The sequence below is a fragment of the Staphylococcus sp. SA22 genome (assembly GCF_054165785.1).
Window position 1 is genome coordinate 98518 of the sequence record NZ_JBSZQY010000003.1, and the last position, 23446, is coordinate 121963.

Consider the following 23446-nt stretch of genomic DNA (forward strand, 5'->3'; position numbering starts at 1 on the left):
AACACTATACATAGTTAGTGGCATTATTTTTTCTTAAAATTTTAACATCACGGGATTGGGACAAAAATGATAAAGGGAGTAAGACAGAAATGATATTTTCGCAAAATTTATTTATGTCTCTCCCCAACCTGCATTGCCTGTAGAATTTCTTTTCGAAATTCTCTATGTTGGGGCCCCGCCAACTTGCATTGCCTGTTGAAATTGCTGTTCCAATTTCTCTATGTTGGGAGCCCGCCAATATAACACTGTAGGGCCTGAGACATTAATTTATGTCTCGGGATCTAACCCTAAAATACTTATAATATACCTTTATAATTTATCTCCATTTGATGCTATCACTTGTTGATACCAATAGAACGAATCTTTTTTCAAGCGTTCCATCGTGCCATGACCATCATTATCTCGATCAACATATATTAAACCATAGCGTTTCTTCATTTCACCAGTTGTAAATGAAACAATATCAATGATTCCCCATGGCGTATAACCGATTAAATCTACACCATCTTGATCAACTGCTTCTATCGCTGCTGTAATATGTGCTTTTAAATATTCAATGCGATAATCATCATGAATATGTCCATCTACCACTTCATCAACTGCACCAAAACCATTTTCCACAATAAAAAGTGGCAACTGATAACGATCATATAACACATTCAATGTATATCTTAAGCCATCTGGATCAATCGCCCAACCCCAATCACTCGTTGCGATATGCGGATTCTCCACAGAATGATTCAAACCACCGTTGACGATGTTGTTTTCAACTGTAGTATTAACATCATGTTTTACAGCCGTAGACATGTAATAACTAAAGCCAATATAATCAACCGTGCCCTGCTGTAAAATACTGTCGTCCCCTTCTTGCCATCCAACATCATATCCTTTTCGTGCCAGCATTTTTTTAGCATAGCTTGGATAATAACCTCTCACTTGAACATCCGGGAAAAAGAAACGTAAACGATTCGCAATTTGTGCTTCCATCATATCTTTCGGATGACACGAATATGGATAAATGGGTACATGTGAAATCATTGTTCCAATCTTAAACTTCGGATTAATCTCTTTACCAAGACGAACTGCTAAAGCACTGGCTAAAAGTTCATGATGTGCTACTTGATACAAGACTTCTTCAGGATTATCATTTTCTGTCAATGCTACCCCAGAATTCGTCCATAAAAAGATAGGATTTGATGTGTCCATCTGATTATTAATTTCATTAAACGTCATCCAATATGTCACTTTATCTTTATATCTTTCAAATACAACACGCGCAAAATGGGCAAAATAATCGACAACTTCTCTATTTCTAAATCCACCATAATGTTTCGCTAAATGAAGTGGCATCTCAAAATGTGATAACGTCACAACAGGTTCAATACCTTGTGCAATTAATTCATCAAAGATACGATCATAAAAGGCGAGTCCTTCTTCATTTGGCACATCTTCATCCCCATTCGGAAAGATACGTGTCCACGCAATCGACGTACGTAAACATTTCAATCCCATTTCTTTAAACAAGGCAATATCTTCCTTATAACGATGATAAAAATCAATACCTTCATGATTTGGATAATAGTGATTTGGATCTATAGATTCTGTAATCTGACGTGCTTTGCCATGTGCACCACTCGTCATAACATCAATTACACTTAATCCTTTGCCACCTTTATCATATCCACCTTCAAATTGATTTGCGGCAAGTGCGCCACCCCACATGAAATTTTGCGGTAATTTTGTCATTATTACAACACACTCCTAGTTTTTAAATATTTTAAAAATAACATCTTCAGTCGTAATGATTTCATTCATTGTCAGTTCTACTTTTCCTAAATCGGCAGAGTTGCTAATAACGACAATAACGTCAGCATTGTAGCCTTGTTGTTGTATATATTGCTGGTCGAATTGTAACAACGTTTGCCCTGCTTCAACACGATCATTTTGCTTTACAAAGCACTTGAATCCTTTACCTTCCAAGTCAACTGTATTCACGCCAATATGAATGACTATGTCCACACCGTCTTCTGATTGAATACCAACTGCATGCTTAGTTGGTACAATCATAGATATTAAACCATTGACCGGTGCGATTACTTTGGATTCTTCATGAGCTTTGATTGCCAAGCCTTCACCTACCATTTTCTCTCTAAAAATTGAATCTCTTACTTCTTTAAGTAAAATACGACGACCAGCGATTGGTGCTTTCACTAAAATTGGTGTTGTTACTTTTACTTGAGGTGTATAACTTGTATCTTGGCTATTAATATTGTCAGTATTCGCATCCTTTTCAACAATAGCATTCTTAATTAATCGCTGTAATTGCTGATACACTTCATCGACATTTTCGTTTAATTTTATGACTAACTGCGCATCGTTTTCTGCTACAGATGTCACATCAACTATTTGTTTCACTTCATTTGCTGTAGAAGGAATTGTATGTTGCATATGAATTGTAATGCACTTCGTGTCATACGTTACATCAACAATATTTTCGACACCACCCACAGCTGTAAGAATGTCTTGGGCTTGGTCTTTATATTTATTACTCATAAATATTACCCCCTCAACTTGATAGTAGAATGAAAATGTATTTACTTACCTCCAATTATAATTGTACCGGTTCAATTTGTAAACGCCGATACAATTATAATATTTTGTGCTATAATAATTACAGACAAAGTGAAACGAGGACAGAATATTGTTAAAGTATGAACATATTGCTAAGCAACTTAATGCGTTTATACATCAATCTAATTTCAAACCCGGTGATAAATTGCCAAGCGTGACGCAATTAAAAGAACGTTATCAAGTAAGTAAGAGTACTATCATTAAAGCATTAGGCTTATTGGAACAAGATGGTTTGATCTATCAAGCACAAGGCAGTGGTATTTATGTGAGAAATATTGCAGATGCCAATCGTATCAACGTCTTTAAGACTAATGGTTTTTCTAAAAGTTTAGGTGAACATCGAATGACAAGTAAGGTACTTGTTTTTAAGGAGATTGCAACGCCACCTAAATCTGTACAAGATGAGCTCCAATTAAATGCAGATGATACCGTCTACTATTTAGAGCGATTAAGATTCGTGGACGATGATGTTTTATGTATCGAATATTCTTATTATCATAAAGAAATCGTGAAATATTTAAATGATGATATTGCTAAGGGCTCTATCTTCGATTATTTAGAATCAAACATGAAACTTCGTATTGGTTTTTCAGATATTTTCTTTAATGTAGATAAACTCACTTCAAGTGAAGCTTCATTACTACAATTGTCTACAGGTGAACCATGTTTACGTTACCACCAGACTTTTTATACAATGACTGGCAAACCCTTTGATTCGTCTGACATTGTATTTCATTATCGTCATGCACAGTTTTATATTCCTAGTAAAAAGTAATAAATACATAAAAACGTCTATATCCCAGTTTTAAACCGGAATATAGACGTTTTTTTACGATAATAACAATGACTCAAATTGCTATTATCTTGCTTAGGTTTTTCGTTTTAGAAGAATATTGCTACAAAGACAGGCACAACTGCTACAACAACTACACCAACTAACACTAAAGCTATACTTGCCATTGATTCTTCTACAGGTCCTAATTCTTTGGCTGGTGCTACACCTAATGTGTGACCACTTGTTCCAAGTGCTAATCCTCGGGCAATAGGGTTAGTAATTCGGAAAAGCTTCAAGAATTTATTACCTAGGGCATAAATAATGACACCATTTAAAATAACTGCTAATGATGTTAATTCTTTTATACCACCGATACCAGCTGATACTGGTAACGCAATCGCTGTAGTTGCTGCTTGAGGTAACATTGATAAAATAACATCATTGGCAAATTGAGCTAACTTCGCAAAAGTTAAAATAATTAATAACGCTACAACTGTACCGATACCAATACCTCCGATGATACGATGCCAATGTTTAACAAGCACTTCACGCTTTTTATATAACGGAATCGCAAAACAGATTGTTGCTGGTTCTAAGAAGAAGTAAATAATGTCTCCACCTATTTTGTAAGTCTTATACGGAATGCCTGTTAAATAGAGGAAGGCCACACCAAATACCATACTGACAAATAGCGGTGCGAATAAGAAGAAACGATTTGTTTTTTCAAATAATATGGTCGCTAAGAAAAATGGTATAACGGATAACAGTATTCCGAAGTAAGGTGTGTTTAGTGCTAAGTGGTTAATCATGAGCTTGTGCCTCCTCTATTTTGATCTTTTTTGTGACTTTGTCACCTTTAGATCTCGAAGTAACTTTCATAATAATTTGTGTGACATAGCCAGTACAAATAAGTAATAGTATTGTTGAGACGATTATTAGTCCAATGATTAAAAATGGCGCTTGGCTAATGACACCTAAAGAGTTAACAACTGAGATACCGGCTGGTACGAAGAGTAAGCCAATGTTATTTGTTAGTGTCGTTCCTACTTTTTCGACTTCGCCTAACTTAACAGCACCAGTGCATAATAATACAAATAATAATACTAAACCGATTACTGATGCAGGCATAGGAATTGGCATAAATGATTCAATTATTTTCGATACAAAGAGTACTAAAGCAATTACAATGACTTGGTGAAAAAAGTGTGCTGGTTTTGATGCGTCTTTTTGTTGTTTCACGACCATTGCCTCCTACGTTTGATTTAACTAAAGTATAGATGGCTCACTTCGATTTGCGTGAATTTTAGTCCGAAATACAAAATATCATAGGTAAAATGCATAAAAAAAAGGATTACTGTTAAAGTAATCCTATCGACGCTTTAAAATCTTTCATAAATGAACGTCCAACTTGCATCTTGACACCATTTGTCAATATTACCATATAAGTATAATTAAACCATTGTTGTACTTCTTTAATGTGTTTCGTGTTAATAATATATGAACGATGAATACGTATGAAATAAGCGGGATTCAATCGTTTTTCATAACGATTCAATGGCTCTGTTGTTTCGTATTTATGATTCGTTGTATGTATGGTTGTAATACCATTATGTGTGCCAATCCCAATAATATTTTGTTGCTTTAACATGTGAATTTTATCGTCAATTTCAACAGGTAAACTTTGATCAAAATTCGCCGACATATCATTCGCAATTGCATTTGCGCTATTATCATCTTTGGCTTTAGTCGCACGAACTTTATTGACTGCTTGTTCAATACGTTTTTGACCAAACGGTTTCAAAATATAGTCTGTCGCATTTAATTCAAATGCCTGTACTGCGTATTGGTCATGTGCAGTTGCAAAAATAATCGCAGGTGGCTCTTTCATCTTTTGAATTTTAGCTCCTAATTCGATTCCATTTTCATCCATTAAATTGACATCTAAAAATATAATGTCATATTGATTTATCAGTAATGCTTCCAATGTTTCTTTTACATTTTCTGCCTCATTAATTTCTTCAAAACCACCAATTTCATTTAATAAATATGTTAATTCATTACGTGCTAATGGCTCATCATCTATGATTAATGCTTTCATATTTATTCCTCCTCTTGTCTTTCATAAGGAAGTACACACCAAAAAGTGGTACCGCTCGATGTCGATTCAAATTGTAATGCTGCGGATTTTCCAAATAATCCTTTTAGGCGTAAGTTTAAATTTTCTAAAGCACTACCAGTTCCAGATTCTGATTCTACAGATGTTTCTCCCAACAAATGCATTTTATCTTTAGAAATACCCTGACCATTATCTTGTACAATAATACGTACATGTGTTGCAGTTTCTTTAATCACTGACACGTCAATATCGTTACCTTGCTTTCGATTCGTAAACGCATGTTTGATGGCATTTTCAACTAAAATTTGAATTAAAAATGGTGGTACAAGCACATCGCGATATTTGTCTTCAACATTAATATTGATATTAAATCTTCCTGGATAACGTGCTTGTTCGAGTGATAAGTATGCACGCACTTGACTTAACTCTTTATCTAAAGTAATCGTATGTTGCTTTGAGCCTTGTAAATTCGCTCTGAAAAAATAACTCAATTCTAATAGTAACTCTCGTGCCTTTTCACTATTTATTCTAACTAAAGCTGAAATCGTGTTAATTGAATTGAAGAAAAAATGTGGACTCACTTGTGCCTGTAATGACTTAATCTCAGCATCTTTCAATAACTTACTTTGCGTTTCGGCTTCACCAAGTTCAATTTGGCTACTAAAAATATTTGCCAATCCTTCTGCAAGTTGACGTTCCACAAAAGTTAAATCATTAGGGTTTGTAAAATACATCTTCAATGTACCGACGATAGAACCATGCATCTCAAGTGGTATCACGATAGCTGCTCTAAGCGGGCAATTCGGATGACTACAACCAATCTCTTCTTTAGTATGAACTTCTTTCAACTTCCCTGATTTCAATACATCTTTAGACAGACTTGTTAATATTTCATTTGTTGGTATGTGATGATCACTACCTGCACCTACATGCGATAAGATTTCATTTTTGCTTGTAATTGCTACGGCAGATACTTTCATTAAATTTTTAATAATCATCGCAATTTGCTGTGCCGATTCTCTATTCAATCCTTCTTTAAAATACGGCAATGTCTGGTTCATCAATTGCAGTACATCATGTGTTTGAACAGCCTTCATTTGCTCCTCTTGCTTTAATGTTGAAATGATAATAGACATAAAAATCGCCGTACCAACGCTATTAACAATAATCATTGGTAGTGCAATTAATGATATGAGGTCAACCGCATATGCTTTGTCGTGGGAAAATGTTAAAATGCTCAACATTTGAATCATTTCCATAACAATTCCAATCATGGCACTTTTCGCAATACTCGGGTAACGCTTGCGTCTTTGAGCTTGTAAGCCAAAATAACCAGCAATTATACCGATAAATATAGATGAGATAAGATAAACTTGTGCATCCGCCCCACCCATATACACTCTGAAAATACCTGAAATAACGCCAACAAATAGACCTACAAAAGGTCCACCAACTAATCCTGCGACACCTATCGTTAATACACGTGTGTTAGCTAAAGATACATCATCATCTAAACGGAAGTACACACTTCCTGACAAACTATGTTGATGATCGATGACGATACCAGTTAAATTAGACATTAAGGCAAACAAACTGAAAATAATACATAATTGCCAACGTGCTTTCCATGTACGTCGACGATTCATTAAGTTTTTAAAATATGGAATATTCATCAACACATAGGCCAAAATAATAATTAAACCTACACGCTCAAGTAATAACATTGTTAGCGATAGCACGATAGCACCTCAGTGAATTATAATTATGTTTATTTTATCATAATAGTGTATGTAAAATTCATGAATAAATTATTAAAAAAACACGCTACTATTTAATTACCTATACCATTAAAATTTCATATCAATTCTTATGCTAAGTTGACAATTTTCCTTTTCAAAATAATGACTATCATGTCACTAAATTTCTGTTAAGTATAGCGAAAAACTGCTGACATTAATTTGCCAACAGTTTCTAATCGCGCTATTTATGATACTTTTTTAAATAAAACATGATTCTCTAAATGAACATGCTCATGTGTTAACACTTCAAGTGCTTTTAATCTCTGATAAACGAGTCGCCAAGTACCACATGCCTCTATCGGTGGTTCATAGCTTGATGTTAAATCGCTCATTTTCACTAACAATTGTCCCGTTGCAATGTGATCAGATACTAAATCATCAATCACTGTATTAATATCGTCTACTACTTCACCTTGTTCATATTTAATTAGTTTTGGAAAATCAACATCATCTTCTTTTTGCATATGCTCTAACATGCCATTTTTAAATGTATCATATGTTTCTTTTAACTCGACTAAATATGGATGATTAGGTCCATGTACTTTCGATAATTTCGTCACATAAGGTGTTAAATTTTTAAATTCTTCTCTAAGAGGTTCATGATATGCTGCTTGAATATATTGAATAAGTGACGAAATATTTAAAAATTTAGGGTTAAGCGAACCTGGTGTATTCGTTTGTTCAACGTCGTTGAGACGCTGTAATAATTCGTTCAAATCTACATTTTTCTTTTCTAAGGATGCTGCTTCTATACTTACTTGTCCACCACAGCAAAAGTCTATACCTACGCTTCTAAAAATATCTGCTGCTTTCGGATAATCTGTTACTACATCTGCTACTATGTCATTTTTATTTATCATTATAGACGACCTCCTCATTTTCAGTGTATACAATTTAATGTATTTGAAAATGAAAATCAGGGAAATGTCATAATCATGTCATAAACAGCAAAATAAAGCCCTCAAATTATGTTAGTTCACATAGATTTGAGGGCATTTGTTATTTATTTTAGCGAGTAAGTCATATGTGCAGTGTTTAACTTAACAATATTTTTGAAGTCTCGCTTCTTAATATCTTTACTAAGTAAGATTTCCACTTCGTTTTCTGACGTTTGGCTTAACATTCCCATAATCATGTCGTCTTTTAGCACGACACTAGCCATACCTTCTTCAAATACATATCCACGATCCAGACCAGTTAAAATGATTTTGTTTTTACCTTTTAACTTCATTGAGATTGAATCCGTTAATGTAATAGCTGTAAAGTATAACGAAATGTTATTAAAGTCTTTTGTGAAATACGGTGTTAATCTATAAAAATCATTATTCAAATGAATTAATGCACTTGTTTCTGCAGTATAAGCATATTTATTACGTTGATTACCAACACGCACTTCAAATACTTCCGTACCTATTTGGACTTCTAAGAAAACATCCCAAATTTTTTCTTTAGGTAAATACGCTTTAATATCTTCTAACATAATGTTAAAACGATATTGTTTGTTCGCATTGACACTTAAAGGTACATACATTGTGTGCTTCTTGTTTCGTGAATGTAATTTAAGTCTGACATCATAATGTCCTTCGCCAATCATAAATTCATTTAGCGTTAGCTCTGTAACAATTTTATGATTATCAAATTTAAATGCTGTCATTTTCACTTTTGGCTTAGCGATATCAATGCCTTCAAAGTATGGTTCGCCTTCATTGAATTGAATGTTTAATTTACCATCTACAATATCAAAACGGTAGTATTGACCTTGACGGTAACTTTCTTCTACAGTTCTATAGTTGTCTATGTCTTTCGCTCTCGCGTAGTGTAACAATGGTCGTAATTTACTCATCACCAATGCATCTACACGTTCTGGAACTGCTTGTATAAAGTCTCCTAGAGCATTAATCCATTGTGGTTGCTCTTCTAGTTTAACTTTAAGTGAGAAGCCATTCGTACGAGAAAAACTAAAATGACGATTTAAAAATTCTGCTAAGATTTGATCTTTATGGGCTTCTTCTAAATCTGCATTTAATATTTCTACAGCAATCAATCTCATGACTTCGTAAAAGTCTTCAGGTGAAACATACGCACTACTCATATGTTCCCCTTCACGCTTTGTAGCATAATAATACGCTTTATCACTTAACACACTGATTCGATTTGCATTCAAATATGCTTTCATTGTAAATAATTGATCTTCTGCACTCTTTAATTCTTCTGGAAAATAAATGTCATTATCTTTTAGTAATGCTGTTCTATAGATTTTAGTCGGGCTTAAAGTATAGATAATTCTTGAATTTAACAAAGTAACTTCAGGTGCTGTTTCTTTAAACATAGATTGTGGTACACCACGACCATTAACACCTTTCATTTTAATCAATAAAACATCTGAGTGATGTTCATCAATAAATGCTGCTGCATCCTTTAAAGTCTCTTTGTTTATATAGTCATCGGAGTCCACAAATAATACAAATTCACCTTCTGCTTGTTTTAACGCCACATTTCTAGGTTTACCTGGACCACCAGAATTTGTTTCGAGTTGACTTACTTTCAAGTTCAATTTATTACGATACTTTTCAACTATTTGTAACGTTTGATCTGTTGAACAGTCATCAACTACAACCACTTCAAATTCAGTTTTCGGAAAATCTTGTTTCGCAAGGCTATTAAGTAATTCTGTTATATACTTTTCTGAATTGTATGTTGGAACTATTACTGAAAATTTCATCATTATACCTCTCCCACTTTGACTACTATATAAACTTAGCTACCAAATAAATTTCTGACTAAACGCTCACTTGATCGACCATCTTGATATTTAAAATGTTTATCTAAGAATGGAATGACTTTTTCTCCTTCATAATCTTCATTGTCCAAGGCGTCCATTAATGAGTCAAATGATTGCACAATTTTACCTGGAACAAATGATTCATATGGCTCATAAAAATCACGCGTCGTAATATAATCTTCTAAATCAAATGCATAGAAAATCATTGGCTTTTTAAATACTGCATATTCATATATTAAAGATGAATAGTCACTAATTAATAAATCTGTTATGAACAGTATATCATTAACTTCTCTAAAGTCAGAAACGTCAACAAAATATTGTTTATGTTTGTCTGCAATATTAAGTCTATTTTTCACAAATGGATGCATTTTAAATAATACAACCGCGTTATTTTTTTCGCAATATCTTGCTAAACGTTCGAAATCAATTTTGAAAAATGGGTAATGTGCTGTACCATGACCACTACCTCTAAATGTTGGTGCGAAAAGAATGACTTTCTTACCTTTAATAATTGGTAATTCATCTTCCATCTCTTGTTTGATCTGTGTCGCATAAGCTTCATCAAATAGTACATCAGTACGTGGAACACCTGTAGGCACTACATTTTTCTCTTTAATACCAAATGCTTCAGCGTAGAATGGAATATCGGTTTCAGATGATACATAAGCTTTTGTATAGCTACGATGATTTAATGAATCAATAAATGGTCCACCCTTTTTACCAGTACGACTAAAGCCAACTGTTTTAAAGGCACCAACGGCATGCCATACTTGAATAACTTCTTGAGAACGTCTAAAACGCACTGTATAAATCAATGGGTGAAAGTCATCAACAAAGATGTAGTCTGCCTTCCCAAGTAAATATGGCAATCTAAACTTGTCGATGATGCCACGTCTATCTGTAATATTCGCTTTAAAAACAGTGTGAATATCATACTTTTTATCTAAATTTTGACGTAACATTTCGTTATAGATGTATTCAAAGTTTCCAGACATCGTTGGTCTAGAGTCTGATGTGAACAACACCGTATTCCCTTTTTTCAAGTGGAAAAATTTCGTCGTATTAAATATCGCTTTAAAAATAAATTGTCTTGTATTAAATGATTGTTTGCGGAAATACTTACGCAATTCTTTATATTTACGAACGATATAATTACTTTTAACTTCTGGAGTCGTTACAACAACATCAAGGACAAATTCATTAACATCGCTAGAAATTTCAGGTGTAACAGTATAAACCGTTTTCTTTGAAATGCCGCCTTTTCTAAATTCTTTTAGGTAAGTCTGCAATAAGAAATTGATTTTACCATTTTGTGTTTCTAATTCGTTGTATTCTTCTTCTTGTTCTGGCTTTAGATTTTGATATGCATCATTAATCACATCTGGGTTTAACTGTGCAATATAATCAAGTTCTTGCTCATTCACTAATAAGTACTTATCTTCAGGTAAGTAATAACCATTATCTAAGATAGCTACATTGAAACGACAAACGAATTGATTCCCATCTATTTTGACATCATTCGCCTTCATTGTACGTGTCTCAGTTAAATTTCTTAATACAAAATTACTATCTTCTAAATCTAGGTTTTCACTATGTCCTTCAACGAATAACTGAACACGTTCCCAATAGATTTTATCTATATATATCTTACTTTTAACCAACGTTAATTCATCCTTTTCTATTTACATAATCCATTTTAATACTGTTTTACCCCAAGATGTAGACAGGTCTGCTTCAAAAGCTTCTGTAAGATCATTAATTGTTGCAATTTCAAATTCTTGACCTTTTAACAACGCTAATTTATCTACAATATCTGGGTATTGAATGTATAAGTCTACAACATCTTGGAAATCTTTTGAACCACTTCGACTACTACCAATCAACGTTAGTCCTTTTTCCAATACTAGACGTGTATTAACTTCTACTGGGAACTCACTTACACCTAACAGTGCAATGCTTCCTTCTGGTGAAATATAATCAATCATTTGATTTATTGCTGATTGGCTACCACGCCCACCAACGCACTCAAATGCATGATCAAATGTTAAGCCTTCAGGTATTTTATTAATAAAGAAGACATCATCAACAAATGAGAAGTGACTCAATTTATAATCTGTTTTACCAAAGACATATATTTTAGACTCTGGATATAATTTACGTAATAAAATGGCTGTAATGTAACCTAAGTTACCATCACCCCAAATACCAAATGTATTTTTATTTGAAATAGATTTCTTTTCAAAACGACGAATAGCATGCAAACTTACTGTTACAAGCTCTGTATATGAAATAATACTTAAATCAATATCATCAGGTAGTGGTACAGCTCTATCATGATTTAGCAACACAAAATCTTGCATAAACCCATCATGTCCACTTGATCTGAAGTAGCTCGATTTTAAATAGTTTTCAGCAATGACATCGTCTTTTTCTGTCGGCGTATTCGGTACCATAACTACTTTTGTACCTTTATTAAACACACCTTTACTGTCAAATACGACTTCACCAACACCTTCATGAATTAAAGACATTGGCAATTTCTGAGATAAGACATTCTCATCACGGCTACCAGTATAATATCTTTGATCGGCAGCACAAATTGACATATATAAAGGACGTACAATGACATAGTCACTGTAAATATCTACGTTGTTATACGTAACTTCAAATTGTCTAGGTGCAACTAATTGATATACTTGATTAATCATCGGCAATACCACCTCGAATAATAGCATTCGCTACTTTTAAATCGTAAGGTGTTGTTACTTTAATGTTATATAACTCACCTTTTACAAGTCGAACCGGTTTGTTTGTTTCTACAATAATCTTACAAGCATCAGATAAAATACTCTTTTGCTCATCACTCAACTGTGCATAGCTTTCTTTTAATAAATTAATATTAAACGATTGAGGTGTTTGACCTTGGTACATTTCATTACGCACTGGAATTGCATCAATCGTTTGATTATCTTTAGATGTAACAATCGTATCTATAGCATCAATCACTGTATCTACTGCACCGTACTCTAAAGCAGCTTGAATATTTTCTTTAATAATACGATGCGTTAAAAATGGTCTAACTGCATCATGTGTCACAATGACATCGTCATCGTTAATACCATTTGTTGATTCAATATGTTTAACGATATTCATAATTGTATCGTTACGATCGCTACCACCTTGAATGACTTCAATTCTTTCATCAGAAATTTTGAATTTTCTAAGTGTATCTTTCGTATGCGTCATCCATTGTTGTGGCGTCGCGATAATAATTTTTTCAAAATCATTAATTAAAATAAATTTTTCTAATGTATGGATTAAAATCGGTTTGTTGTCTAAATCTAAAAATTGTTTAGGTAAAGGTACGTTACCCATTCTTGAGCCTATACCTCCAGCTAGAATACCAGCGTATTTCATAAAATACTTCCTCCATTCAACTATATCTATATTTAATTATTTAAATTTCGTTGCATTTTTCAATTGAAAACTCATTTTAAAATCAAAACTCTAAATGTCTATGTATTACTTAAAATTATACATATTTTGCTTATATTTTAGCATATTTTGTTTAAACCTATATTACATTATATCAGACGTTTTCATACACAAATAATAACATACAAGCAAACATTTCGTTTATTATTTATATCACTTAACTAATTAATTTATAATTTTTTATTGTTTTTAAGTTATCACTTAAAAATCGTTTGGCAAATTCGTTGTGACGCGTATCCATCTTCTAATGAACAGAATTTCTGATAAAATACCGTTCGTGCTTCAATATACTCATTTGCAGTCTCATCGATTTGTTTTAATGCATCAATGAGTGCTGTTTGATTTTCAACAATTGGACCTGGCAACTCTTTTTTATAATCCATGTAAAAACCTCTAAGCTCATCGCCATATTTATCTAAGTCATACGCATAGAAAATTTGCGGACGCTTTAATACACCGAAGTCGAACATGACAGATGAGTAGTCGGTAACTAACGCATCGCTGATTAAGTATAAATCCGAAATGTCTTCATAATCTGAAACGTCTTTCACAAAATCATCATGTTCATCAATACGTGTCACAACTAAATAATGCATGCGTAATAAAATGACATAATCATCATCCAGCGCTTGACGCAAAGCTTCTATATCAAAGTTAACATTAAATTGATATGAACCTTCTCGAATCGCTTCATCGTCACGCCAAGTTGGCGCATACATAATCACTTTTTTATCTAATGGAATATTTAATCTTGTCTTAATACCGTTAATATATTCAGTATCATTGCGTTTATGTGATAATTTATCATTTCTTGGATAACCTGTTTCCAAAATCTTATCTCGACTAACATGAAATGCATGTTGAAATATCGATGTCGAATATGGATTAGGTGACACTAGATAATCCCAACGTTGGCTTTCTTTTTTAAAGCCATCTTGGTAATTTTGAGTATTTGTTCCTAGCATTTTAACGTTACTAATATCCAAACCAATCTTTTTCAATGGCGTGCCATGCCATGTTTGTAAGTACGTCGTTCGCGGTGATTTATATAACCAATCTGGTGTACGTGTGTTAATCATCCACGCTTTCGCTCTTGGCATCGCTAAAAACCATTTCATTGAAAACTTTGTAACATATGGTACATTGTGCTGTTGGAATATGTGTTCATATCCTTTTTTCACACCCCATATTAATTGGGCATCGCTATGTTCAGTTAAGTATTCATATAATGCTTTGGGATTGTCGCTGTATTGTTTACCATGAAAGCTTTCAAAATAAATTAGATTCTTATTTGGCAATTTTGATAGTAATTTAAAAGTCGTATATATACTGTGTTCTATCAATTTTTTAATTGTAGTTTTAATCATGTCGTACCTCCGACGTGTTTTTGTAATTATATTAATATGTATGAGCAAGCTCATTGTAATCATGCCTATTATAGCATTTCAGCATAAAATACATTTAACCATTACACTTGTCGTTAATTATCATACGAAATACATGATTAATGTACCACTTTAACATAACAAAAAATCGTTATCCATTCATAACGTGTGTGTTTACACATTTATGAATTAGATAACGATTGGATTGATTATTTTATTTTACAAAATGACAATTCAGTTGGAAGGTGATTGCTTTTGATTGAATCGCCATATGCATGAAAAATCAAAAGGTTATTCTCATTGTATAGTCCTGCTTCTCATCATGACATGTTGCTCACTTCATTGTCAGAACCCTTCTTGAAAACTATGCCTTATGACTCATTTGCATGGCATGTAATATATGCCAACATTAGCGTCTAAACAAATCTTTGACTAAACGTTCACTTGAGCGACCATCTTGATATTTAAAATGTTTATCTAAGAATGGCACAACTTTTTCAACCTCATAATCTTCATTGTCCAAAGCATCCATTAATGCATCAAAGGACTGTACAATTTTACCTGGAACAAATGATTCATATGGTTCATAGAAATCACGCGTCGTAATGTAATCTTCTAAGTCAAATGCATAGAAAATCATCGGCTTTTTAAATACTGCATATTCATATATTAAAGATGAATAATCACTAATCAACAAGTCTGTAACAAAGAGAATATCGTTAACTTCACGATGATCTGACACATCGATAAAGTATTGTCTATGTTCACGTGAAATATTAAGTCTATTTTTTACGAACGGATGCATTTTGAATAACACAACTGCATTATGCTTCTCGCAGTATCTTGCTAAACGTTCAAAATCAATTTTAAAAAATGGATAATGTGCCGTACCGTGACCATTACCTCTAAATGTCGGTGCGAATAGAATAACTTTCTTACCTTTTATAATTGGCAATTCATCTTCCATCTCTTGTTTAATTTGTGTTGCATAAGCTTCATCAAATAGTACATCAGTACGTGGTACACCTGTTGGTACAACATTTTCTTCTCTAATTCCAAATGCTTCAGCATAAAATGGAATATCGGTTTCTGATGAAACATATGCTTTCGTGTAACTACGATGGTTTAATGAATCGATAAACGGACCACCTTTTTTACCTGTACGACTAAAGCCAACTGTTTTAAAAGCACCAACGGCATGCCACACTTGAATAATTTCTTGTGATGGTCTAAAGCGAACCGTATAAATTAATGGATGAAAATCATCGACAAAAATATAATCAGCCTTACCAAGTAAATATGGCAATCTAAACTTGTCTCTCCATTTACGTCTATCCGTAATATTCGCCTTAAATACTGTTTGAATATCGTAATCAAAATCTACTTTTTGGCGTAGCAACTCATCATATACATACTTGAAATTCCCTGATAAATTCGGACGCGAATCTGATGTGAATAATATTGTTTTGCTTCTTTTAATATGTAGTAACTTTGTAATATTAAAAATAGCTTTAAATAAGAAACTTCTACTTTCAAATGAAGCTTTATGTCCTTGTTTATGAAGCCAGTGTGCGCTTGTCGCAATGACCCCTGATTTCTCTTGAGGTAAGGTGATTTCAATATCAAATACAAATTCGTTAACGTCACTTGCTATTTCTGGAGTAATGGTATAAACCGTATGTTGTGATACGCCACCTTTGCGGAAAACTTTAGCTTCGTTGGCTAACACATAGTTTGCTTTTCCATTTTGTGTAGTCAGCTCATTGTATTCTTCAATTTGCTCTTCATTTAATGCCGCATAAGCTTGATCAATAATATTTGGATTAAGTTGTCCAATATACTCTAACTGGTCATGATAAACAAATAAATATTTATCCATTGGTAAATAATACCCATCGTCTAATATTGCGACGTTGAATCTACATATAAATGTATTACCGTCTATTTTCATTTCATTTGCTTCTAATGTTTTTGTTTCGGTTAAATTCCTCAGAACAAATTGTCCTGATGTTAAATCTACACCTTCACTATGTCCTTCAATATATAACTGAACACGTTCCCAGTATATGTTATCAATATGTATTGCTTGTTTCGTTTTTGTCATTGTTATTCCCCCATCGGTTTATTAAATCGTCCATTTCAATACTGTTTTTCCCCAAGATGTCGATAAATCCATTTCAAACGCTTGGACGATATCTTGCATCGTACATACATTAATTTCATGTCCTTTTAATAATGCTAACTTTTCAACAATGTCTGGGTACTTACGATATAAATCAACAACTTGCTCAAAATCTTTAGAGCCACTTCGACTACTACCAATCAATGTTAATCCTTTTTCAAGTACTAATCGTGTATTCACTTCCACGGGTAATTCACTTACGCCTAACAAAGCAATACTGCCTTCTGGTGAAATATGTTCAACTATTTGTTGAAGTGCAACTTGACTTCCTTTACCTCCAACACATTCAAATGCATGATCAATTTTAAGATCATCTGGTATTTGATTTACTGTAAAGATGTCATCTACAAATGAAAAATGACTTAATTTATAGTCTGTCTTACCAAATACATAAATTTTAGCTTCTGGGTACAACTTACGTAGCAAAATAGCAGTAATATAACCTAAGTTACCATCACCCCAAATACCAAAACTGGTTTTCAAAGGTATAGATTTACGTTCAAATCGTTGTATAGCATGATAACTTACTGACACTAACTCTGTGTATGAAATCGTACTCAAATCAATGTCATTAGGCAGCGGAACGATACGATCATGTGCCATCACAACGTAGTCTTGCATAAAACCATCATAACCACTAGATCTAAAATAACTAGAGGCTAAGTAATTCTCCGCAATAATATGATGTTGCTCTGTAGGTGTACTCGGCACCATTACTACTTTCGTACCTTTTTCAAATACGCCTTTACTATCGAATACAACTTCACCAACAGCTTCATGAACTAGTGACATTGGTAATTTTTTGCGCAGTACATTTTCATCTCTTCGACCTGTGTAATACCTTTGATCAGCTGCACAAATAGACAAGTATAAAGGCCTTACGATGACATGATTACCATAAATATCAACATTATTATATGTGACGTCGAACTGTCTCGGTGCAACGAGTTGATATACTTGATTAATCATCGGCAATATCACCTTGAATAATGGCATTTGCTACTTTTAAATCATATGGTGTTGTCACTTTAATATTGTATAGTTCTCCACGTACCAATTTAACTGCATGTCCAGATTCGACAATGATTTTACATGCATCTGATAAGATTTCTTTTTGTGCACTACTTAAGGCGCGATAACTATCTTGTAATAATTTAATATTAAATGATTGTGGTGTTTGGCCTTGATACATTTCATTCCTTACGGGGATACTGTGTATGTTCTGTTTATCTTTAGACATTACAATAGTATCAATTGCTTCAATGACTGTATCTACTGCACCATATTTGGCTGCTACTTCAATGTTCTCTTTAATAATACGTTGAGTTAAAAATGGTCTTACGGCATCATGAGTTACAATCACATCATCATTATTAATTCCATTTACATTGCGAATATGGTCGATAATGTTCATAATTGTTTCGTTTCGATCCGTACCACCTGCAACTACTTTGACACGTTGATCTGTAATGTTATATTTTTTTAAAATATCCTGTGTATGGGAAATCCACTGTGCTGGCGTTGCGATAATAATCTCATTAAATTCACTCACTAAAATGAACTTCTCAATTGTATGGATTAAAATCGGTTTATTATCAATATCTAAAAATTGTTTTGGTAATGGCACGTTCCCCATTCTCGAACCAATACCTCCTGCTAAAATACCTGCATAAATCATGTTGTCCTCCATTCTGTCATTACATCATTTCCATTTATACATTACTGACCTATGCCCGAACATAAGCCTAACCTATTGCTCACTTGCCTCTTTTATTAAGTCAAAGGTAGTTGTCACAATAGTGTGATAATTTTTATAAAAATGTATTTTTGTAACTGACCTTTCTAAGTTGTTTTGCCATGCAGTTAATCATTAACACTGACGATATTAAATTGTTAAAGGTATTAATGTTTACTCTTTTTCAAATTCATTATTACTGCCATCATTTTACCATATATTATAATAAATTTATCTTATTAAGTGGCTGTACTTGATTTTCACTCTAAAAATTATCAAATATTGCCATCTTATTTTAAGTATACAAAATGCAAAACAACCGATTCACAAGCATATTTCACACAAGTAAACCGGTTATTTAGCAACGTATATTCGAAGATGAATTATTTCGATAGTATCTGTAGACCAGACGGCATTCGCACTTTCATAGCTATAACTATACCAGCGTTTTCGTCCTCAAAGGTGCATGCTAATAAATCGTAAACATGACTTTATCAAATCGTTCTTTCTTGTTAACTAATTTATCAAATGTCTCCGGGCCTTTTTCTAACGGTAAAAAATGAGAAATAATAGGCTTTACATTAATATCTTTCGTCTTCATATAATGTAAGGTTGCCGTCCACTCTTTCCCCGGAAAATTACTGGACAAACAGTTCCAAGAGCCACATATTGTCAACTCGTTACGCAGAATTTTTTCAAAATGAACGCGATCAATCTCAATATCATCATATGGTATTCCGAGTAATACCACCTCGCCACCTTTTTTCGGTAGCGTCAATATTTGACCAATCGTAACTTTAGCACCTGATGATTCTATAGCTAAATCGATTTGATTGGCGTAATGATTTTCGATGAATTTCTCAAGGTTTTCTTCTTTTGAATTGATTGTTTGATGTGCGCCCAATGATTTTGCAATATCTAGTTTATGCGCATCTATATCTATAGCGATGATATGTGCAGCACCAAATATTCGTGCCCATTGAATAGCTAACAATCCTATGCTGCCACACCCCATTACTGCAACAGTCATACCAGGTTGTATATTCGATTTATAAAACCCATGTGCAACAACGGCTGATGGTTCAACCATTGCTGCTTCAATGTAATCAACATTGTCTGGAACCTTTAAAACATTTTGTGCTGGCAATTTGACATATTCCGCGAACGATCCAGGTTCATATGAGCCAATGACGAATAACTTTTCACATCGCGCATATTCACCTTTTAAACAATACTCGCATTGATAACAAGGTATTGCTGGGCAACCTGTCACTTTGTCGCCTACATTAACATGCGTAACATCACTTCCAATGGCATCTACAACACCTGAAAATTCATGACCAAATGGCATACCTTTAATGTATGGCCCCATTTTTTTGTATCGTGACGTGTCTGAACCACATATACCCGTTGCGCGCACTTTAACAATAACGTCATTCGCACTTTCAATGACTGGCTTATCATTATCCTCATACCGTAAATCTTCCACGCCATATAATTTCAAAGCTTTCACTTGTAAATCACCTCAACTCTGATTTAATTCACAACTTTTTTCTTTTTAAAAATACCTGTCGCAAAATAACCTGCAATGACGATAGAATTACTTACGAGTAAATGTTCCATATAAAAATCAGTGATTTGTCTCAATGGCCCAAGCATAAAAGTTAGCATTGATTCTACCATATTAATTCTCTCCTTCATTTTCATCTAAATCGAGCGGCTTAAGTAATGCTTTAATACCTTCGCCAGATTTTAAATGTTGATACGCCTCGTCCCATTTCGAAATATCATATATTTTTGTCACCAGAGCTTCAGCATTTACTAAACCATCCGCCATAAGTTGCAATGAAGGTTCCCAATCTGCTGGCTTTTGACTTCTACTACCAACAACTGTTATTTCTTTTTGAATCACTTTTTCCATATCAAATGGAATTTCAGCATCCTTAAAAATACCTATTTGACTGTAGAAACCTTTTTTGCGTAAAATATCCAAACCTTGTCGTGCTGCTGGAACTGCACCTGAACATTCAACAACAACATCTGCACCGTAACCGTCTGTAATTCCATTGATATACGTTTTTAAGTCTGTTTGTTGTAAATTGACTACATAATCCATGTGCAATGCTTCTGCTTTATCTAATCTGACTTTGTCATTGTCCAATCCTGTTACCACAACAATTGCGCCTTTACTTTTTAACACTTGTGCTACAAGTAATCCGATTGGCCCAGGTCCCATTACAACTGCTACATCGCCAGAGTTCACTTGAATCTTAGAAACGCCATGATGTGCACATGCTAATGGTTCTGTCATAGCTGCAGACTGGTACGATACTTCATCTGGAATATGATGCAAACTTTCTTCACGTGCAATGACATAATTAGTAAATGCGCCATCAACTTGTGTTCCAATACCTTTTCGATAGTTGCATAAATTATAGTCTTTTGATTCACAGTATTCACACTCATTACAAACATAGAATGTCGTTTCAGAAGTGACACGGTCACCAACTTTAAAATCTTTAACGTCTGCTCCAACTTCAACGATTTCACCAGAAAATTCATGACCTAATGTCACTGGAAAATTAACTTTATAATGACCTTCATAAGTATGAATATCTGTGCCACAAATTCCTGCATAATGTACTTTAATCTTTACTTTATCATCTAGCGGTGTTGCAACTTCTTTATCAAGAAGTTCTAAGTTGCCATGTCCTTCTCTTGTTTTTACTAAAGCTTTCACCACAAACACCTCGATTTTTAATTGAATAGACTAAATAGTTTAAAGATAAGATAGTTAACGATATTACCACCTTGATCAATACTTGAAATTTCAGATGAACCTTTTGGCATTTGTACATTCGTACCTTTCGCCATATCTGTGAAAATAGGTGCTACGTCTGTTGCAATATATAGTGAAATTGCAATCATAATCGTACCCACAATGACAGAATGAATAATGTTTCCTCTTGCTGCACCAACAATAAACGCGACAACAAATGGTATAGTTGCTAAGTCACCAAAAGGTAGTACTTGGTTTCCTGGTAAAATAACGGCTAATAAAACAGTGATAGGTACTAAAATTAATGCTGTCGAAATAACCGCTGGATGACCTAAAGCTACAGCCGCATCCAATCCAATATAAATTTCACGTTCGCCAAAACGTTTATTTAGCCATGTTCTTGCAGACTCTGAAACTGGCATTAAACCTTCCATTAAGATTTTTACCATTCTAGGCATTAATACCATTACTGCAGCCATTGACATTCCTAAATTAATGATGTCTCCAGGTTTGTAACCTGCTAACACACCAATACCTAAACCTAAAATTAATCCGACAAAGATAGACTCTCCAAATGCGCCAAAACGTTTTTGAATTGTTTCAGGATCAGCATCTAACTTATTCAGACCGGGTACTCTTTGTAACAATTTAACTAAGTAAATACCTGGTGCATAAGAAATTGTACTTCCTGTAGCAATCGATACACCTGGTAAATCAAAGAACTCACTCATCATCGGTGCTGTCCAATCTGCTACTTTCAAACAGATAACTTGGAAAATAACTGCTGCTAATAACGCTTGCCAAATACTGCCTGATACGGCATAAACCATTGCTGCTGTAAACGTATAATGCCAAAAATTCCAAATATCTACATTCATCGTCTTTGTCACTTTAGTTACTAGCAATACAACGTTAACTATGATTCCGAGTGGAATTATAAATGCTGCGACAGATGATGCCCACGCGATAGATGATGTTGCTGGCCAACCTACATCAATCACATTCAGACTGACGCCTAAATTTTTAACCATCGCTTGTGCTGCTGGCCCTAAATTTTTAACTAATAAATCGATGACTAAGAAAATCCCTACAAAAGCCACACCTATTGTTAAACCAGACCTAAATGCCGCTCCAATTTTCTGCCTAAAGAATAGGCCAAGCAAGAATATGACAACCGGTAAAATAACAGTTGCACCTAAATCTAAAAATCCCCTTACAAAATCAGTGAAGTAACTCATATTTAAACCCTCCCTGTTATATATACATTGTCACGATACTTTCCGATTGTGATTACATTTGTCGTTACGGTCATTTCAACGACTACCCTTGCTACATTCGACTGCAATCACTTTGAATTACAGTCACTGCGTTTCTATGTCATCAACAATCATTTGTCGTGATAGTCATTTATATGCAATTTGCATATATTTATATGTTATTGACCCACATTACATATCAATTCAGTTATTTTTGTAACTCTGTTAAGATTTGTTGTTTTGTTTCTTCAATACCAATACCAGTTAAGAAATTACGTGCGTTGATAACTGGGAATTTATATTCTTTCTTTGTCATTGCAGTTGTAACTAATAAATCTGCAGTGTCTTCATAAGGTCCAACTTCTGTAATTTTGATTTGTTTAATATCTACTTTAATATTGTGTTCCTTTGCCATTTCCTCAATTGCATTATTTACTACTGTTGACGTTGCAATACCTGCACCACACGCTACTAATACTTGTTTCATTTTCAATTCCTCCAATTAATT

At 33.8% G+C, this 23446-nt stretch carries 21 protein-coding genes; 1 reads left to right on the plus strand and 20 read right to left on the minus strand.

From position 1 onward, the window contains the following. Positions 1 to 309: 309 nt before the first annotated feature. Both ACXQH5_RS04345 and ACXQH5_RS04350 read right to left on the minus strand, forming a co-directional pair. Positions 310 to 1746 carry a 6-phospho-beta-glucosidase gene (locus ACXQH5_RS04345; protein ID WP_057504545.1) on the minus strand — a complete coding sequence of 479 codons (1437 nt, stop codon included), beginning with the start codon at positions 1744 to 1746 and terminating at the stop codon, positions 310 to 312. 15 nt (positions 1747 to 1761) lie between these two features. Continuing rightward, positions 1762 to 2553 (minus strand): glucose PTS transporter subunit IIA, encoded by a 792-nt coding sequence (locus tag ACXQH5_RS04350; protein WP_000066925.1) that lies wholly within the window; start codon positions 2551 to 2553, stop codon positions 1762 to 1764. A 148-nt stretch (positions 2554 to 2701) separates the two neighbouring features. Here ACXQH5_RS04350 and ACXQH5_RS04355 point away from each other — a divergent pair, with 148 nt between their 5' ends. Next, positions 2702 to 3406, plus strand: a complete 705-nt coding sequence (locus ACXQH5_RS04355) for a GntR family transcriptional regulator (RefSeq protein WP_000922326.1) — start codon at positions 2702 to 2704, stop codon at positions 3404 to 3406. Between the two features lie 107 nt (positions 3407 to 3513). On the opposite strand, the gene lrgB is transcribed toward ACXQH5_RS04355, so the two are convergent. The 18 genes from lrgB to ACXQH5_RS04445 form a co-directional block, all read right to left on the minus strand. Next, positions 3514 to 4215 carry an antiholin-like protein LrgB gene (gene lrgB / locus ACXQH5_RS04360; RefSeq protein ID WP_000607067.1) on the minus strand — a complete coding sequence of 234 codons (702 nt, stop codon included), beginning with the start codon at positions 4213 to 4215 and terminating at the stop codon, positions 3514 to 3516. Further along, positions 4208 to 4651 carry an antiholin-like murein hydrolase modulator LrgA gene (gene lrgA, locus ACXQH5_RS04365; RefSeq protein WP_001792906.1) on the minus strand — a complete coding sequence of 148 codons (444 nt, stop codon included), beginning with the start codon at positions 4649 to 4651 and terminating at the stop codon, positions 4208 to 4210. The genes lrgB and lrgA overlap by 8 nt, the downstream gene beginning before the upstream one ends. Before the next feature lie 112 nt (positions 4652 to 4763). Next, positions 4764 to 5504 carry a response regulator transcription factor LytR gene (locus tag ACXQH5_RS04370; protein WP_000645453.1) on the minus strand — a complete coding sequence of 247 codons (741 nt, stop codon included), beginning with the start codon at positions 5502 to 5504 and terminating at the stop codon, positions 4764 to 4766. A 2-nt stretch (positions 5505 to 5506) separates the two neighbouring features. Further along, positions 5507 to 7261, minus strand: coding sequence for a sensor histidine kinase (locus ACXQH5_RS04375; protein ID WP_000950281.1), 1755 nt, complete (start codon positions 7259 to 7261; stop codon positions 5507 to 5509). A gap of 245 nt (positions 7262 to 7506) precedes the next feature. Further along, on the minus strand, positions 7507 to 8181 hold the full coding sequence (scdA, locus tag ACXQH5_RS04380; protein WP_000608828.1) for an iron-sulfur cluster repair di-iron protein ScdA: 675 nt from the start codon (positions 8179 to 8181) through the stop codon (positions 7507 to 7509). Positions 8182 to 8324: 143 nt separating this feature from the next. Continuing rightward, positions 8325 to 10046, minus strand: coding sequence for a poly(ribitol-phosphate) beta-N-acetylglucosaminyltransferase (tarS, locus tag ACXQH5_RS04385; protein ID WP_000975351.1), 1722 nt, complete (start codon positions 10044 to 10046; stop codon positions 8325 to 8327). A 32-nt stretch (positions 10047 to 10078) separates the two neighbouring features. Further along, the gene (gene tarL, locus ACXQH5_RS04390; protein WP_000240926.1) at positions 10079 to 11767 is read right to left on the minus strand and encodes a teichoic acid ribitol-phosphate polymerase TarL; all 1689 of its coding nucleotides are present in this window, start codon (positions 11765 to 11767) and stop codon (positions 10079 to 10081) included. A 21-nt stretch (positions 11768 to 11788) separates the two neighbouring features. After that, positions 11789 to 12814, minus strand: a complete 1026-nt coding sequence (locus ACXQH5_RS04395; RefSeq protein ID WP_000610203.1) for a ribitol-5-phosphate dehydrogenase — start codon at positions 12812 to 12814, stop codon at positions 11789 to 11791. After that, entirely contained in the window at positions 12807 to 13523 is a 717-nt protein-coding gene (locus tag ACXQH5_RS04400) for a D-ribitol-5-phosphate cytidylyltransferase (protein ID WP_000872486.1), read from the minus strand. Before ACXQH5_RS04400 ends, ACXQH5_RS04395 begins: the two co-directional genes overlap by 8 nt. Before the next feature lie 275 nt (positions 13524 to 13798). Further along, positions 13799 to 14968, minus strand: coding sequence for a teichoic acid glycerol-phosphate transferase TarF (gene tarF / locus ACXQH5_RS04405; RefSeq protein ID WP_000598261.1), 1170 nt, complete (start codon positions 14966 to 14968; stop codon positions 13799 to 13801). A gap of 427 nt (positions 14969 to 15395) precedes the next feature. After that, positions 15396 to 17090, minus strand: coding sequence for a teichoic acid ribitol-phosphate polymerase TarK (gene tarK, locus ACXQH5_RS04410; RefSeq protein WP_000167968.1), 1695 nt, complete (start codon positions 17088 to 17090; stop codon positions 15396 to 15398). 21 nt (positions 17091 to 17111) lie between these two features. Further along, complete coding sequence (locus ACXQH5_RS04415; protein ID WP_000610193.1) at positions 17112 to 18137, minus strand: alcohol dehydrogenase catalytic domain-containing protein; 1026 nt, start codon at positions 18135 to 18137, stop codon at positions 17112 to 17114. Continuing rightward, positions 18130 to 18846 (minus strand): 2-C-methyl-D-erythritol 4-phosphate cytidylyltransferase, encoded by a 717-nt coding sequence (locus tag ACXQH5_RS04420; protein ID WP_000638474.1) that lies wholly within the window; start codon positions 18844 to 18846, stop codon positions 18130 to 18132. The genes ACXQH5_RS04415 and ACXQH5_RS04420 overlap by 8 nt, the downstream gene beginning before the upstream one ends. A gap of 526 nt (positions 18847 to 19372) precedes the next feature. Further along, positions 19373 to 20416 carry a galactitol-1-phosphate 5-dehydrogenase gene (locus ACXQH5_RS04425; RefSeq protein WP_000645593.1) on the minus strand — a complete coding sequence of 348 codons (1044 nt, stop codon included), beginning with the start codon at positions 20414 to 20416 and terminating at the stop codon, positions 19373 to 19375. Positions 20417 to 20439: 23 nt separating this feature from the next. Beyond that, positions 20440 to 20586 carry a hypothetical protein gene (locus ACXQH5_RS04430; protein WP_000230358.1) on the minus strand — a complete coding sequence of 49 codons (147 nt, stop codon included), beginning with the start codon at positions 20584 to 20586 and terminating at the stop codon, positions 20440 to 20442. A gap of 1 nt (position 20587) precedes the next feature. After that, positions 20588 to 21643: a zinc-binding dehydrogenase gene (locus ACXQH5_RS04435; protein WP_000646199.1), complete on the minus strand. Its 1056-nt coding sequence runs from the start codon at positions 21641 to 21643 to the stop codon at positions 20588 to 20590. Between the two features lie 17 nt (positions 21644 to 21660). Then, positions 21661 to 22920, minus strand: coding sequence for a PTS galactitol transporter subunit IIC (locus ACXQH5_RS04440; RefSeq protein WP_000120115.1), 1260 nt, complete (start codon positions 22918 to 22920; stop codon positions 21661 to 21663). 226 nt (positions 22921 to 23146) lie between these two features. Then, on the minus strand, positions 23147 to 23425 hold the full coding sequence (locus tag ACXQH5_RS04445; protein ID WP_000815795.1) for a PTS sugar transporter subunit IIB: 279 nt from the start codon (positions 23423 to 23425) through the stop codon (positions 23147 to 23149). Between the last annotated feature and the right edge of the window lie 21 nt (positions 23426 to 23446).